Source organism: Polaromonas sp. P1_F2 (assembly GCF_056405735.1).
In genome coordinates, this window is the sequence record NZ_JBFUBN010000005.1 from 263692 (window position 1) to 277668 (window position 13977).

The following is a 13977-nucleotide window of genomic DNA, read 5'->3' on the forward strand; positions in this document are numbered from 1 at the left end:
CCGTGTTTCCATTGGGACGCTTGCAAAGTGTTTCACTTGGTTTCGCCTGCACACATATGATTCCTGCGGCGCTCTTCCCTCAACGCAGCGCAAGCTGCCGCTTAAATCCCCCGAATGAACGTTTGGAGGAGGGTTTTTTGTAAGATCGGCGCTTCTTTGTAAAGGTCGGTTTGGCGCAACACTTTCGGCGCCCGGACGGCATCCCCTTCCTCGGAGCGAGTTTTGGCGTCACTTGGCCCTGTTTCTTTGGGTTTTCGGCCTCAATGGCTGCTGGCCGTCGCGCTGTGGCACAGTTCCGGCGCCTGGTCCCACACCGTGCTGGAAAACACCGCCCTGCTGGGCATGAGCCAGGAACAGGTCGCGGCAGCCCTCGCGGATGCGCAGCCCGTCAGGTCGCCGCGGCGCCTGTCATCGGGCGCGCTGGGTACATTGCGCGTGCCCGACGCGCTGTGCGAAGACGCGCATTTCGAGCAGACCCTGTTTTTTGCGCACGAGAAGCTCGCGCAGATGGACCTCGTGCTCCTCAATCCTGGCGCCGAAGAAGCGCTGGGCCGGACGCAGACAGCCTTGCTGCAATCGCTGCGCGCGAAGCTGGGCCCGGAACTCGCGGCCTTCGGCACCGCGCCTGGCGCGCTACCCGACACCGCATCGTGGGCCGGCGCGGACGCCGACGTGATGCTGTTCCGCTCAGGCAGGCCGGGGCATCCAAGCCTGCGCCTCGTGATCAGGCAGCGGCAGCTGGTGGACGCCGGCGAACTCTAGGTTTTAAGCAGCGCCGGCCTTGACCTTCAAGCGCCAGGCATGCAGCAGCGGCTCGGTATAGCCGCTGGGCTGTTCAAGCCCCTTGAACACCAGGTCACAGGCTGCCTTGTAGGCCGCCGAGGTCTCAAAGTTGCCGGCCATGGGCTTGTACAGCGCGTCGCCGGCGTTCTGCTTGTCGACCACCGCAGCCATGCGTTCAAAGGTTTCCTTGACCTGCGCTTTTGTCACCACGCCATGCAGCAGCCAGTTGGCCATGTGCTGGCTCGAAATGCGCAGCGTGGCGCGGTCCTCCATCAGGCCGACGTTGTGGATGTCGGGCACCTTGGAGCAGCCCACGCCCTGGTCAATCCAGCGCACCACGTAACCGAGGATGCCCTGGGCGTTGTTGTCGAGTTCCTGCTGCTTCGCCTCCAGGCTCCAGGCCGGCGTGCGCGTCACGGGGATTTGCAGCAGGCCGTTGAGCAGGGCGTTGCGCTCCTTGTTCGCGTTGGTCTTTTCGAGTTCCTTCTGCACCTTGCTGACCTTGACCTGGTGGTAGTGCAGCGCATGCAGCGTGGCGCCGGTGGGGCTGGGCACCCAGGCGGTGTTGGCGCCGGCCTTGGGGTGGGCGATCTTCTGCTCCATCATGGCCTTCATGAGGTCGGGCATGGCCCACATGCCCTTGCCGATCTGCGCCTTGCCGCGCAGGCCGCAGGACAGGCCCACCAGCACGTTGTTCTTTTCGTAGGCGGCGATCCAGGCGCTGGCCTTCATGTCGCCCTTGCGGATCATGGGGCCGGCATGCATGGCGGTGTGCATCTCGTCGCCGGTGCGGTCCAGGAAGCCGGTGTTGATGAAAGCCACGCGGCTGGAAGCGGCGGCGATGCAGGCCTTGAGGTTGACGCTGGTGCGGCGTTCCTCGTCCATGATGCCGAGCTTGACGGTGCTGTCCGGCAGGCCCAGCATTTTTTCGACGCGGCTGAAGAGTTCGGCGGCAAACGCCACCTCGGCCGGGCCGTGCATCTTGGGCTTGACGATATAGACCGAGCCCTTGCGCGAGTTCTTGATGCCGGGCTTGCCCTTGCGCTTGAGGTCGTGGATGGCGATCGTGGTCGTGACCACGGCGTCCAGGATGCCTTCGGGGATTTCGCGCGTGGAACCGTCCGCCGCCGTGTACAGCACCGCCGGGTTGGTCATCAGGTGGCCGACGTTGCGCACGAACATCAGCGAGCGGCCGTGCAGCGTGACGGGCAGGCCCTTGGGCGAGGTGTACTCGCGGTCCGGGTTCAGGCCGCGGGTAAAGGTTTTGCCGTCCTTGCTCACGCTTTCGGTCAGCGTGCCCTGCAAGATGCCCAGCCAGTTGCGGTAGGCCAGCACCTTGTCCTGGGCGTCGACCACGGCCACCGAGTCTTCCAGGTCCAGGATGGTCGACAGCGCCGCTTCGACGACCAGGTCGCTTACGCCGGCCGCGTCGGTTTTGCCGATGGGCGTGTCGCGGTCGATGCGGAGGTCCAGGTGCAGGCCGTTGTGCCGCAGCAGCACCGACGAGGGCTCGGAGGCCTTGCCCTGGTAGCCGATGAACTGGGCGGTGTCTTCCAGCGAGGTGGTCACCGCGCCCTTCTTCCCGCCCTTGAGCGTGACGAACAGTTTGCCGCCCTTGACGGCGTAGCCGGTCGAGTCGATGTGCGAACCCTTTTTGAGCGGCGCGGTGCGGTCCAGCACGTAGCGCGCGTATTCAATCACCCTGGCACCGCGCACCGGGTTGTAGCCCTTGCCTTTTTCGGCGCCATCGGTCTCCGCGATCACGTCGGTGCCGTAAAGCGCGTCATACAGGCTGCCCCAGCGCGCGTTGGCGGCGTTCAGCGCGTAGCGCGCGTTCAGGATGGGCACCACAAGCTGCGGGCCGGCCTGCAACGCCAGTTCGTCGTCCACCCTGGCCGTGGTGATTCCGACCTTTTGGGGCTGCGGCACCAGGTAGCCGATGCTTTCGAGGAAAGCGCGGTAGGCCGGCATGTCGGCGATAGGGCCGGGCTTGGCCTTGTGCCAGCTATCCATTTCAGTTTGCAGGCGGTCGCGCTCGGCCAGCAGGGCGATGTTTTTCGGCGCCAGGTCGGCCACGATGGCGTCAAAGCCTTTCCAGAAGGCGCTGCTGGCAACCCCGGTGCCGGGCAGCACCTGGTCTTCGATGAAACGGTAAAGCTCCGTCGCCACCTGGAGGCGGTAGCTGGCGGTGCGCGCGGTGTTGGAGGCAGTGCTGGTGTTCATGTGATGTCCCTTTTTTTCGTAAAAGCAAGAATAAATAAAGCGTGAGTGAATCGATGGAGTCGATGGCGTCAATGGAACGGCAGCGCGAGCACGTCGCGCAGGCTGCTGCCGGTGTACACGGGCTGCGTGCCCAGCTCTTCAAACGGCAGCTGGTAACGGTTGACCCACAGCGTCTGGTAGCCGTACCAGGTGGCCGCCAGCGCGTCCCAGCCGTTGCAGCTCACAAAGGCGACCTGCCTGGCCTCCAGCCCGGTGGCCTCGAGCCCCAGCGCATAGGCCTCGGGGGCGGTCTTGTATTTGCGGATCGCGTCCACGCTGATCACGTGGTCCAGCAGGCCTTCAAGCCCGGCCGAGCGGACGGCCACGCCCAGCATGGCCGGGTCGCCGTTGGACAGGATGCCGGTGGCCACGCCGCGCGCCTTCAGCGCCTGCAGCACCTCGCGGTTTTCCGGAAAGGCCGACAGGTGGCGGTACTGGTTCATGAGCTGGTCTTCCTGGCCCTGGCCCAGGTCCAGCCCCAGCCGCTTGCAGGCATAACGCAGGCCGGCGCGCGTGAGGTCCCAGAACGGCTGGTAGTGCGCGCCGCCGCTGCTGGTGGTCACCAGACGGGTGTATTCAATCTGTTTGTCGCGCCACAGCAGGCCTAGCGCCTGGCCCTTTCCCGGGAACAGCTGTTCGGCCAGCAGGCCCACGCTGTAGACGTCGAACAGCGTGCCGTAAGCGTCGAACAGCACGGCGCGCAAAGGAGCCGGGGAGCCAGGGCGTGATTTTTCCATGGCCTCTACTTTATTTGATACAGCCTCGCCGATTAATGGACGCGAAATTGTTTTATTAATGACTTAAATGCATGGAATGAAAAGGCAATGCTTCCGAACGAGGCCCGACACGCTCGAAGTCCAGGCTAAAGCAGGAGACAAGACAGACGGCATGCGGATGGCACAGCTCTTGCATCTCATCTTGTACACAAGTATGGATGCCTTTAAGTGGTGCACACCTCCTCAACATTGAATCCTCCCACGGAGCCCGTTGCGCCTGGGCCGGCAACGGCCCCTGCGGGCGCGGACAGCGCGCTCGCGCCGCAAGCCTGGATCACCAAAACGCCGTCTTTCCTCCCCGGAAACAGCGGCGCGCTGGCCGGCCTGTCCTTCGCGGTCAAAGACAACATCGACGTCTCGGGCGTGCCCACCACAGCCGCCTGCCCCGCCTTTGCCTATACCCCCAAGGCACACGCCGCCGTGGTGCAGAAGCTGCTCGATGCGGGTGCGCAACTGCTGGGCAAAACCAACCTCGACCAGTTCGCCTGTGGCCTCAACGGCACGCGCTCCCCCTACGGCGCCGTCCCCAACGCGATCAACCCGGCCTATATATCAGGCGGGTCGAGTTCCGGCTCCGCCTATGTGGTGGCGACCGGGCAGGCGGACTTCGCGCTGGGCACCGACACGGCGGGCTCCGGGCGCGTGCCGGCGGGCCTGAACAACATCGTGGGCCTCAAACCCTCCAAAGGCGTGGTCAGCGCGCGCGGCGTGGTGCCGGCCGCGCAGAGCGTGGACTGCGTCTCCATCTTCGCGCGCACCGTGGCCACGGCCGCCCGCGTGCTCGAAGCGGCCATGGGCTACGACCCGCTGGATCCCTACTCGCGCGTGCTGGCGATGGCCGACACCGCCTTGCCCGCAGGCTTTCGTTTCGGTGTGCCTTCAACACTGAGCTTCTGCGGCGACGCGCTGGCCGAGCAGGCTTTTGGCGAAGCCGTCACCCGCATGCAAGCCCTGGGCGGCGTGCCGGTGCCCATCAATTTCGCGCCGCTGGCCGAGGCGGCCGCGCTGCTCTATGAAAGCGCGCTGGTGGCCGAACGCTACACCGCCGTGCGCGATTTTTTCGACGCGCACGAAGACGCGGTGATCGAGCCGGTGCGCGGCATCATCGCCGCGGGCAAACAGTACAGCGCCGCCGACCTGTACGCAGCCCAGACAAAATTGCGCGCGCTGGGCCAGCAGGCGGCCGCGATGTGGCAAGACATCGACGTGCTGCTGCTGCCGACCGCGCCCACGCACTACACGCTGCAGGCCATGCAGCAAGACCCCATCACGCTGAACCGCCACCTGGGCACGTATACCAACTTCGTCAACCTGCTGGATTACGCGGCGCTTTCCGTGCCCAGCAGCCTGCGGCCCGACGGCCTGCCTTTCGGCATCACGCTGGTGGGGCTGGGGGGCAGCGACTGGCAACTCGCCGAACTCGGGCAACGCTACCACCACGCCACCGGCTTGCCGCAGGGCGCATTGAGTGAAGCGCTGCCCGCGCCCGTGGCTTTGCCGGGCATCAAGCCGCCGGCCACCGTCAGGCTCGCCGTCGTGGGCGCACACCTGTCGGGCATGCCGCTGAACAGCCAGTTGAGCTCGCGCGGCGCCACGCTGATCGGCCCGGCGCGCACCGCGCCCGACTACCGCTTTTACGCCCTGCCCGGTACGGTGCCGCCCAAACCGGGGCTGCTGCGCGTGGCGCCCGGCGAAGGCGCGGCCATTGCACTGGAAATCTGGGAGATGCCGCTGCAGCACTACGGCTCCTTCGTGGCGCTGATTCCCGCGCCGCTGGGCATAGGCACGCTGGCGCTGGAAGGCGGCGGCAGCGTCCAGGGTTTCCTCTGCGAGGCGCACGCCTTGCAAGGCGCCGAGGACATCACACACCTGGGCGGCTGGCGCGCTTATCTCGCATCACTGAAGTCCGCCGCACCGGTCTGAATTTTCCATTCACTTTCACCCCATCAATCCATCGCTTATCCATCACCTGCAGGAGCATTCCATGAAGCCCGTTCCCACACCGTCATCCGCCACCTCCGGCCCGGCACGCCGCACGCTGATCAAGGCCACGGCCGCCGGCGCGGCGCTGGGAATGCTGGGCATGCCCGCCATCCTGCGCGCGCAGGGCGGGCCGAAAATCCGCATCGGCTATTGGCCCATCGCGGCCGGTTTGCCGTTTTACTCGGCGATCGAGCTGGGCTACTTCAAGGAAGCCGGCCTGGATGTGGAGCCGCTGAAGTTCGCCGGTGCGCAGCAGGTGATGGAGGCGGTGCTCTCGGGCCGCGCCGACGGCACCGCCAACGGAACCGGCTCGGCCAACATCGCCATCGGCGAGATCGCCCAGCCCGGCACCTTCAAGATCTTCTGCTCCAACCCCAGCAACGTGAAGAACGTGCTCGACGAGGTCATCGTACCTGCTGCCAGCCCCGCCAAGGTGATGGCCGACCTCAAGGGCAAGCGCGTGGGCTCCGGCCCCGGCATCCAGAACGTGACGCTGGCCAAGACCGTGCTGGAACGTGGCGGCGCCACCGGCGCGACCGTGGTCGAACTTCCCATAGGCCAGCATGTGGCCGCGCTCGCCGCCGGCCAGATCGACGGCGCCTACACGCTGGAGCCCACCGGCACCATAGGCCGCATGAACGGCACCACCCGCGTGCTTGAAGCCGGCGTGATCGCGCGCTACGTGCTGGGCGACCCGATGGCGCCGTGGTTCGGCGGTTCGGCCTCGCTGTCCTCGGACTTCATCAAGAAGAACCCCGACGCCGCGAAGAAATTCGTCGCCGCCTACGGCAAAGGCGTGGCCTATGTCCGAAGCAAGTCGGTTGAGGCGCGCCAGTACCTCAAGGGTTACACCGCGATTGAAGGCCCGCTGACCGGCGAGGTGCCGCTGGCCGCCTACACCATGTACAACGAATTCACGCCGGCCGACGTGGCGCACTTCCAGAAGTTCTTCGACTTGTTCTCCGAAAAAGGCATTTTCAGCTCTCGCCTGATCGTGGACACCATGCTCTACAAAGGCTGAACATGGACACACCCACTGCAACAGCTGTGCCGGTAAAACCCTGGGCGCCTCCGGCAGCGCCGGCCGCCGCCGTCCAGCGCAAGCCGGCGCTGGACAAGTCCCTGCCCTTCATCGGCCCGCTGGCGCTCTTCATCATCTGGGACCTCGCGGTACGGCTGGGCTTCATCAAGGCCATCCTGCTGCCACCCCCCATCGATGCGCTGGGCGCGCTGCTCAGCGGCCTGGCCGGCGGGCCGCTGCTCAAGGACTTCGCGGTCACCGTGTGGCGCACGGTGCAGGCCTTCCTGATCGCCGCAGCCGTCGGCATGCCGCTGGGCGTGCTGCTGGGCAGCAACGAGAAAGCCTACCGGAGCGTCGAGTTCCTGATCGACTTCTTCCGCTCCACGCCGTCCTCGGCGCTGATCCCGCTGTTCCTGATGATTTTCGGCGTATCGGACATCAACAAAGTGGCGATTGCCGCCTTCGGCGCGCTGCTGATCGTGGTCTTCAACAGCGCTTACGGCGTGATCAACGCGCGCAAGCAGCGCGTGATGGCGGCCAAAGTCATGGGCGCCTCGCGCTGGCAGGTGTTCAAGGACGTGCTGATCTGGGAAAGCCTGCAGCCGAGTTTTGTCGGCCTGCGCTCGGCGGTGTCCATGGCGCTGGTCATCGTGATCGTCGCTGAGATGTTCATAGGCGCCGACTCCGGCCTGGGCAACCGCATCATCAACTCGCAGCAGGTCATGAACGTGAAGGACATGTATGCGTCCATCCTGGCGGCCGGCGCGCTGGGGTATGCGCTCAACATTCTTTTCTTGATCGCCGAGCGCCGCATTGTTCACTGGAGTGGAAGATGACTGAAGTTCTCACCATCCCTGGCGGCGTGTATGCCGACGTCCCGGTGCGTGAATTCCAGCCCGGCCCGGCCGGCACGCACATCACGATTCGCGGCCTGACCAAGTATTTCGCCGGTTGGCCGCTGTATGAAGACTTCAACCTGGACATTCCCAAGCACAAGATCGTCTCGGTGTTCGGGCCCAACGGCTGCGGCAAGTCCACGCTGATCAACATGATCGCGGGGCTGATCCCCATCGACGCGGGTGAAATCCTGTTTGACGGCAAGTCGCTCAAGGACACCAAGATCGGCTACGTCTTCCAGAACTACCGCGAAGCCATGTTCCCCTGGATGCGCACCATCGACAACATCGCCTACCCGCTCAAGCTCGAAGGCAAATCCAAGGCCGAGGTGGACAGGCGCATGGCCGAGCTCGTGGCGTCGTTCGACGTGAAGTTCGACCTGAACCGCTACCCTTACGAGCTTTCGGGCGGGCAGCAACAGACGGCTTCCATCATGCGGGCGCTGGCGCCCAATCCGGAGGTGCTGTTCCTGGATGAGCCGTTCTCGGCGCTGGATTTCGAGATGACACTGTTCATCCGCGAAAAACTGCAGGAGGTCTTCATGCAGACCGGCACCACCATGCTGCTGGTGTCGCACGACCTGGAGGAAGCCGTCTACCTGGCTGACCAGGTGCTGCTGCTGACCAAGCGCCCGACGCGCGTGGCCGAAATCCTGCCTTACGGCGATGCGCGCCCGCGCACGGTGGAGACGCTGTCCGAAGCCAGCTTCATCCGCACCAAGAAACTGAGCCTGGAGATCTTCCAGCGCGAAGTCAGGCGCTGAACCGCATGACCCCCGCGCAAATAGAGGCCTATGTCGATGCCGCCGCGGCCGCGCTGGACTTGCCGCTGAGTCCCGAACACCGGCCCGGCATGCTGCAGTTCTTCGCGCTGGCCGCCGGCTTTGCCGCGCAGCTGCAGGCCGTGCCGCTGGATGCGCATGACGACCCGGCGCCGGTATTTGTGCCTGTTGAACCCTTCACCGAGGCCGCCGGATGAGCAGCGCCGCCGAGTACCTGCGCGGCGACGCGACAACCATGGCCCATGCGGTACGCACGCGCGAGGTCAGCGCCGGCGCGCTGGTCGAAGCCAGCCTCGCGCACATCAAGGCCACCAACGGCCGCATCAACGCGTTCACTGAAGTCACCGCTTCGCGTGCACGGCAACGCGCGGCCCTGCTGGACCGTCAACTCGCCGACGACTCGCCGGGCCTGGCGGCGCAACCCCTGCTGGGCGTGCCTTTTGCCGTGAAGAACCTGTTCGACATCCAGGGCGTGTCCACCCTGGCAGGCTCTGCCATCGAACGGGATCGTGCACCCGCCACAGCCGACGCGCTGCTGGTGCAGCGACTGGAGGCCGCAGGCGCGGTGCTGGTAGGCGCGCTCAACATGGACGAATACGCCTATGGCTTCACCACCGAAAACAGCCATGCCGGCCCGGCCCGCAACCCGCACGACCTCACGCGCATCGCCGGCGGGTCGTCCGGCGGCTCGGGTGCCGCGGTGGCCGCGGGCCAGGTGCCGCTGGCGCTGGGCTCCGACACCAACGGCTCCATCCGCGTGCCGGCCTCGCTATGCGGCGTGTTCGGCCTCAAGCCGACTTTCGGCCGGCTGCCGCGCACCGGCAGCTACCCTTTTATTTCCGGGCTGGACCACCTGGGGCCGTTCGCGCGTTCGGTGCGCGACCTGGCCCTGTCCTATGACCTCATGCAAGGCCCCGAAGCCGCCGGGCCGTCAGCCCGCCGCGACGCCGGCTGCGCGCAGCGCACCGCCGAGCCGGCGTTGCCATCGCTGACGCGAGGCATGGACGGCTTGCGCGTGGGCGTGCTGGGCGGCTACTTCCAGGACCATGCGCAGCCCCAGGCCTGGGCCGCCGTGCAGCGCGTGGCCAAGGCGCTGGGCGCTCGCGACACGGTGGAGCTGCCCATGGTCGAGGCCGGCCGCGCCGCTGCCTTCCTGATCACCAACGCTGAAGGCGGCGCCCTGCACCTGGACGACCTGCGCCGCCGCGCCGGCGACTTCGAGCCCCTGTCGCGCGACCGCTTCCTGGCTGGCGCCTTGCTGCCGGCCGCCTGGATAGACCGCGCCCAACGCGTGCGCCGCCTGTACGCGCAGGCCGTGGCCGGCCTCTTCGAACACTTCGACGTGCTGCTGGCCGCCGCCACCCCATGCGCCGCCACGCCCATAGGCGCGCAATGGCTGGAGCTGAACGGCAAACGCCTGCCGCTGCGCCCCAGCATGGGCCTGCTGACCCAGCCCTTTTCCTGCATAGGCCTGCCGGTCTGCGCGGTGCCGGTGTGGCCTGAAGCGGGCCTGCCCATAGGCGTGCAGCTGATCACCGCACCTTGGCGCGAAGACCTGGCGCTGCGCGCGGCGGCGGTGCTGGAGGCCGCCGGCATCGCCCGCGCGCCGCTGGCTTCGCTGACAATCGGGGAATCATGACCGACACCATCAACCTGCCCGACGTTCATGCCGAAGTGGCGGCCGTGTTCGCCCGTTACGAAGACGCGCTGGTCAGCAACAACGTGGAAGTGCTTGACGAGCTGTTCTGGCGCAGCGAACACACGCTGCGCTACGGCGCCACCGAGAACCTCTACGGCTACGACGCCATACGCGCGTTCCGCGCCGGCCGGCCCTCGCAGGGGCTGGCCCGCACCCTGTTGACCACCGTGATCACCACCTATGGCCGCGACTTCGCCACGGCGAACACCGAGTTCGTACGCGCCGGCAGCGAAAAAACCGGCCGCCAGAGCCAGACCTGGCTGCGCACGCCGGACGGCTGGCGCGTGGTGGCAGCCCACGTGAGCCTGCTGGCATGAGCCGCGCACCGTCATCACCTGTTGCCGGCGCGGCCTTTCATTCGCGCGCCGACGAGGCCTATGCCGAACTCAAGCGCGACATCGCCGCCTTCAAGCTGGTGCCGGGCGACCGTTTCACCGAAACCGAGATCAGCGAGCGCCTGGGCGTCTCGCGCACGCCGGTGCGCCAGGCGCTGTTTCGCCTGCAGCAGGAAGGTTTCGTCGAGGTGCTGTTTCGCAGCGGCTGGCGCGTGCTGCCCTTTGACTTCGACAAGTTCGAGCAGCTCTACGACCTGCGCATGGTGCTGGAAACCACGGCCGTGCAGCGCCTGTGCGCCGGCAGCCAGGCGGTGGACACGGCGCTACTCGACGAACTGGCCGCCATCTGGCTGGTGCCGGCGGCCCTGCGCAGCGCCGACCACGTGCAGGTGGCCCAGTGGGATGAAGCCTTTCATTGCGCCCTGGTGGCGGCCGCCGGCAATGCCGAGATGGCCCGCGTGCACCGCGACGTGACAGACCGCATCCGCATCATCCGCCGGCTCGACTTCATCAAGCAGCCGCGTGTCGACGCGACCTATGAAGAACACGCCAAGATCCTCAAGGCGGTCCAGGCCAAACGCGGCGACCAGGCCGCCATGCTGCTGCGCGCCCATATCGAGACCAGCCAGGCCGAGGTGCGCAAGATCACGCTGCACCAGGTTCACCTGGCGCGCCAGGCCGGGTCCGGAACGCCTCCTTGAAAGCCGCGTAGGCCTGCCTCAGGCAGGCTTGCCTACCGCGCCCAGCGCAGCACCAGCGGATCAAGCCGCCTGGCGGTCGCCAGCAAGCCTGCGCGTGTGTCCGGGTGCATGGCCGGGAAAGGATGGCGCGGCGCCTCGCAGGCGATCACGCCCCCTTCCTTCATCAAGGCCTTGGCGGCCAGCAGCCCCGCCTGGCGGTTTTCGTAATTGATCAAGGGCAGCCACTGCTGGTAAAGCGCGTAAGCCTTGTCGTGGTCACCGGCGCGGTGTGCCTCGATGATGGGGCGGATGCCGTCGGGGTAGCCGCCGCCGGTCATGGAACCGGTCGCGCCGGCATCAAGGTCGGGCAGCAGCGTGATGGCCTCCTCGCCGTCCCACGGCCCCTCCACCGCATCGCCACCCAGGCGGATCAGTTCGCGCAGTTTGGAGGCCGCGCCGGCCGTCTCGATCTTGAAATAGGCGACGTGCTCGATCTCGCGGGCCATGCGCGCGAGGAAGCAGGCCGAAAGCACCGTGCCGCTGGCTGGGGCGTCCTGGATCATGATGGGAATGTTGACCGCATCCGACAGGCGCGCGTAAAACTCGTAAATCTGGGGCTCGCTCACGCGAAAGGTAGCGCCGTGGTAGGGCGGCATGACCATCAGCATGGCGGCGCCCATGTCCTGCGCGCGGCGGCTGCGTTCAGCGCAGATCTTCGTGCCGTAATGGGTGGTGGTCACGATGACGGGCACACGCCCGGCCACGTGTTCGAGGATGCAACGGGTCAGAGTTTCGCGCTCTTCATCCGACAGCACGAACTGCTCGGAGAAGTTGGCCAGGATGCAGATGCCGTCGGAGCCGGCATCGATCATGAAGTCGATGCAGCGCTTCTGGCTTTCAAGGTCCAGCTCGCCGGACTCGGTGAAGGTGGTGGGGGCGACAGGGAAGATGCCACGGTAGCGCGGCCGGCGGGAGGTGTTCATGGTAGGGGCGGGTGGGTGATTCAGTGAGCGTGTCAATGGGAGTGGCGAGGAACCTCGGAGCCGCGGCAACCGACCAGGAAATCGAAATCGCAGCCCTCGTCGGCTTGCAGCACGTGATCCACATAAAGGCGCTGGTAGCCGCCCTGCATGCCCGCGGGGGCCTTGCCATCCAGGGCCGCGAGGCGTTCAGCCAGTTCCGCATCGCTGATGTCCAGGTGCAGCCGGCCGCCTTCACAGTCCAGTTCTATCCAGTCTCCGTCGCGCACGGCGGCCAGCGGCCCGCCGGCCGCGGCTTCGGGCGCCACGTGCAGCACCACGGTGCCGTAGGCGGTGCCGCTCATGCGGGCGTCCGAGATACGCACCATGTCCTTGACGCCCTGGCGCAGCAATTTGGGCGGCAGGCCCATGTTGCCGACCTCGGCCATGCCGGGGTAGCCCTTGGGTCCGCAATTTTTCATGACCATGACGCAGCTCGCGTCAATGTCGAGGTTCTCGTCGACGATGCGCTCCTTGTAGTGCTCCAGGTTCTCGAACACCACCGCACGGCCGCGGTGCTTGAGCAGTTCGGGCGAGGCCGCGGAGGGCTTGAGCACCGCGCCGCGCGGCGCCAGGTTGCCGCGCAGGATGCAGATGCCGCCGTCGGCGATCAGCGGGTTGTCGAGCGGCCGGATCACTTCGTCGTTGTACTGCGGGGCCTCGCGCACGTTGTCCCATATCGACCGGCCGTTGACGGTGAGCGCGTCGGGATGCGGCAGCAGCTTGTTCTCACCCAGGCGGCGCAACACGGCCGGCAGGCCGCCGGCGTAGTAGAACTCTTCCATCAGGAAACGGCCGGAAGGCTGCAGGTCGACCAGGGTGGGTGTGCCGCGTCCGATACGCGTCCAGTCCTCCAGGTCCAGCTGAACACCGATGCGGCCGGCAATGGCCTTGAGGTGGATCACAGCGTTGGTGGAGCCGCCAATGGCGGCGTTGACGCGGATCGCGTTTTCAAAGGCTTCGCGGGTGAGGATTTTCGACAAGGTCAGGCCTTCGCGGGCCATCTCGACGGCACGCGCACCCGACATCTGCGCCAGCACATAACGGCGCGCATCCACCGCGGGGATCGCCGCGTTGTGCGGCAGCGAAGTGCCCAGCGCTTCGGCCATGCAGGCCATGGTGGAAGCCGTGCCCATGGTGTTGCAGGTGCCGGCGGAGCGCGACATGCCGCCCTCGGCCGCCAGGAACTGGTGCAACTGGATTTCGCCGGCCTTCAGTGACTCGTGCAATTGCCACACGGCCGTGCCCGAGCCGATGTTCTTTCCCTCGAGCTTGCCGTTGAGCATGGGCCCGCCGGTGACCACGATGGCCGGAATGTCGCAGCTTGCCGCGCCCATCAGCAAGGCGGGGGTGGTCTTGTCGCAGCCGGTGAGCAGCACCACGGCATCAATGGGGTTGCCGCGAATCGCTTCCTCCACATCCATGCTGGCGAGGTTGCGCGTGAGCATGGCGGTGGGCCGCAGGTTGGACTCGCCGTTGGAGAACACCGGAAACTCAACCGGAAAACCACCGGCCTCGGAGATGCCGCGCTTCACATGCTCGGCGATTTTCCGGAAGTGGGCATTGCAGGGCGTGAGTTCCGACCAGGTGTTGCAGATGCCGATGATGGGCCGGCCGTCGAACTCATGGTCGGGAATGCCCTGGTTCTTCATCCAGCTGCGGTACATAAACCCGTTTTTGTCGGCCGAGCCGAACCATGCGGTGGAGCGTAATTTTCGTTTGGGGTCTGTCATGGGGAGTG

General features: G+C 66.3%; 13 protein-coding genes. 9 read left to right on the forward strand and 4 right to left on the reverse strand.

What is annotated here, in order from left to right; translation table 11 throughout:
- Positions 1–246: 246 nt before the first annotated feature.
- Positions 247–762: a hypothetical protein gene (locus tag AC1D0O_RS12830; RefSeq protein ID WP_477653897.1), complete on the forward strand. Its 516-nt coding sequence runs from the start codon at positions 247–249 to the stop codon at positions 760–762.
- Positions 763–765: 3 nt separating this feature from the next.
- Here the strand turns inward: AC1D0O_RS12830 and AC1D0O_RS12835 are convergent, their stop codons facing one another.
- Both AC1D0O_RS12835 and AC1D0O_RS12840 read right to left on the reverse strand, forming a co-directional pair.
- Complete coding sequence (locus AC1D0O_RS12835) at positions 766–3006, reverse strand: malate synthase G (protein WP_477653898.1); 2241 nt, start codon at positions 3004–3006, stop codon at positions 766–768.
- Between the two features lie 68 nt (positions 3007–3074).
- Positions 3075–3782, reverse strand: a complete 708-nt coding sequence (locus AC1D0O_RS12840) for a haloacid dehalogenase type II (RefSeq protein ID WP_477653899.1) — start codon at positions 3780–3782, stop codon at positions 3075–3077.
- A gap of 228 nt (positions 3783–4010) precedes the next feature.
- Here AC1D0O_RS12840 and atzF point away from each other — a divergent pair, with 228 nt between their 5' ends.
- The 8 genes from atzF to AC1D0O_RS12880 all read left to right on the forward strand — a co-directional run bounded on the left by atzF (position 4011) and on the right by AC1D0O_RS12880 (position 11238).
- The gene (gene atzF / locus AC1D0O_RS12845; protein WP_477653900.1) at positions 4011–5744 is read left to right on the forward strand and encodes an allophanate hydrolase; all 1734 of its coding nucleotides are present in this window, start codon (positions 4011–4013) and stop codon (positions 5742–5744) included.
- A gap of 61 nt (positions 5745–5805) precedes the next feature.
- Positions 5806–6825 carry an ABC transporter substrate-binding protein gene (locus AC1D0O_RS12850; RefSeq protein ID WP_477653901.1) on the forward strand — a complete coding sequence of 340 codons (1020 nt, stop codon included), beginning with the start codon at positions 5806–5808 and terminating at the stop codon, positions 6823–6825.
- Between the two features lie 2 nt (positions 6826–6827).
- Positions 6828–7661, forward strand: coding sequence for an ABC transporter permease (locus AC1D0O_RS12855; RefSeq protein WP_477653902.1), 834 nt, complete (start codon positions 6828–6830; stop codon positions 7659–7661).
- Positions 7658–8485, forward strand: a complete 828-nt coding sequence (locus AC1D0O_RS12860) for an ABC transporter ATP-binding protein (RefSeq protein ID WP_477653903.1) — start codon at positions 7658–7660, stop codon at positions 8483–8485. Before AC1D0O_RS12855 ends, AC1D0O_RS12860 begins: the two co-directional genes overlap by 4 nt.
- Positions 8486–8490: 5 nt before the next feature.
- A complete protein-coding gene (locus AC1D0O_RS12865; protein WP_477653904.1) occupies positions 8491–8700 on the forward strand; it encodes an AtzG-like protein in 210 nt (69 codons plus the stop codon).
- Complete coding sequence (locus AC1D0O_RS12870) at positions 8697–10142, forward strand: AtzE family amidohydrolase (RefSeq protein ID WP_477653905.1); 1446 nt, start codon at positions 8697–8699, stop codon at positions 10140–10142. Before AC1D0O_RS12865 ends, AC1D0O_RS12870 begins: the two co-directional genes overlap by 4 nt.
- Positions 10139–10519 carry an oxalurate catabolism protein HpxZ gene (gene hpxZ, locus AC1D0O_RS12875; RefSeq protein ID WP_477653906.1) on the forward strand — a complete coding sequence of 127 codons (381 nt, stop codon included), beginning with the start codon at positions 10139–10141 and terminating at the stop codon, positions 10517–10519. The genes AC1D0O_RS12870 and hpxZ overlap by 4 nt, the downstream gene beginning before the upstream one ends.
- Positions 10516–11238, forward strand: coding sequence for a GntR family transcriptional regulator (locus AC1D0O_RS12880; protein ID WP_477653907.1), 723 nt, complete (start codon positions 10516–10518; stop codon positions 11236–11238). Before hpxZ ends, AC1D0O_RS12880 begins: the two co-directional genes overlap by 4 nt.
- Before the next feature lie 32 nt (positions 11239–11270).
- Here the strand turns inward: AC1D0O_RS12880 and AC1D0O_RS12885 are convergent, their stop codons facing one another.
- Positions 11271–12200, reverse strand: a complete 930-nt coding sequence (locus AC1D0O_RS12885; RefSeq protein ID WP_477653908.1) for a dihydrodipicolinate synthase family protein — start codon at positions 12198–12200, stop codon at positions 11271–11273.
- 32 nt (positions 12201–12232) lie between these two features.
- A complete protein-coding gene (locus AC1D0O_RS12890; protein ID WP_477653909.1) occupies positions 12233–13969 on the reverse strand; it encodes an IlvD/Edd family dehydratase in 1737 nt (578 codons plus the stop codon).
- Between the last annotated feature and the right edge of the window lie 8 nt (positions 13970–13977).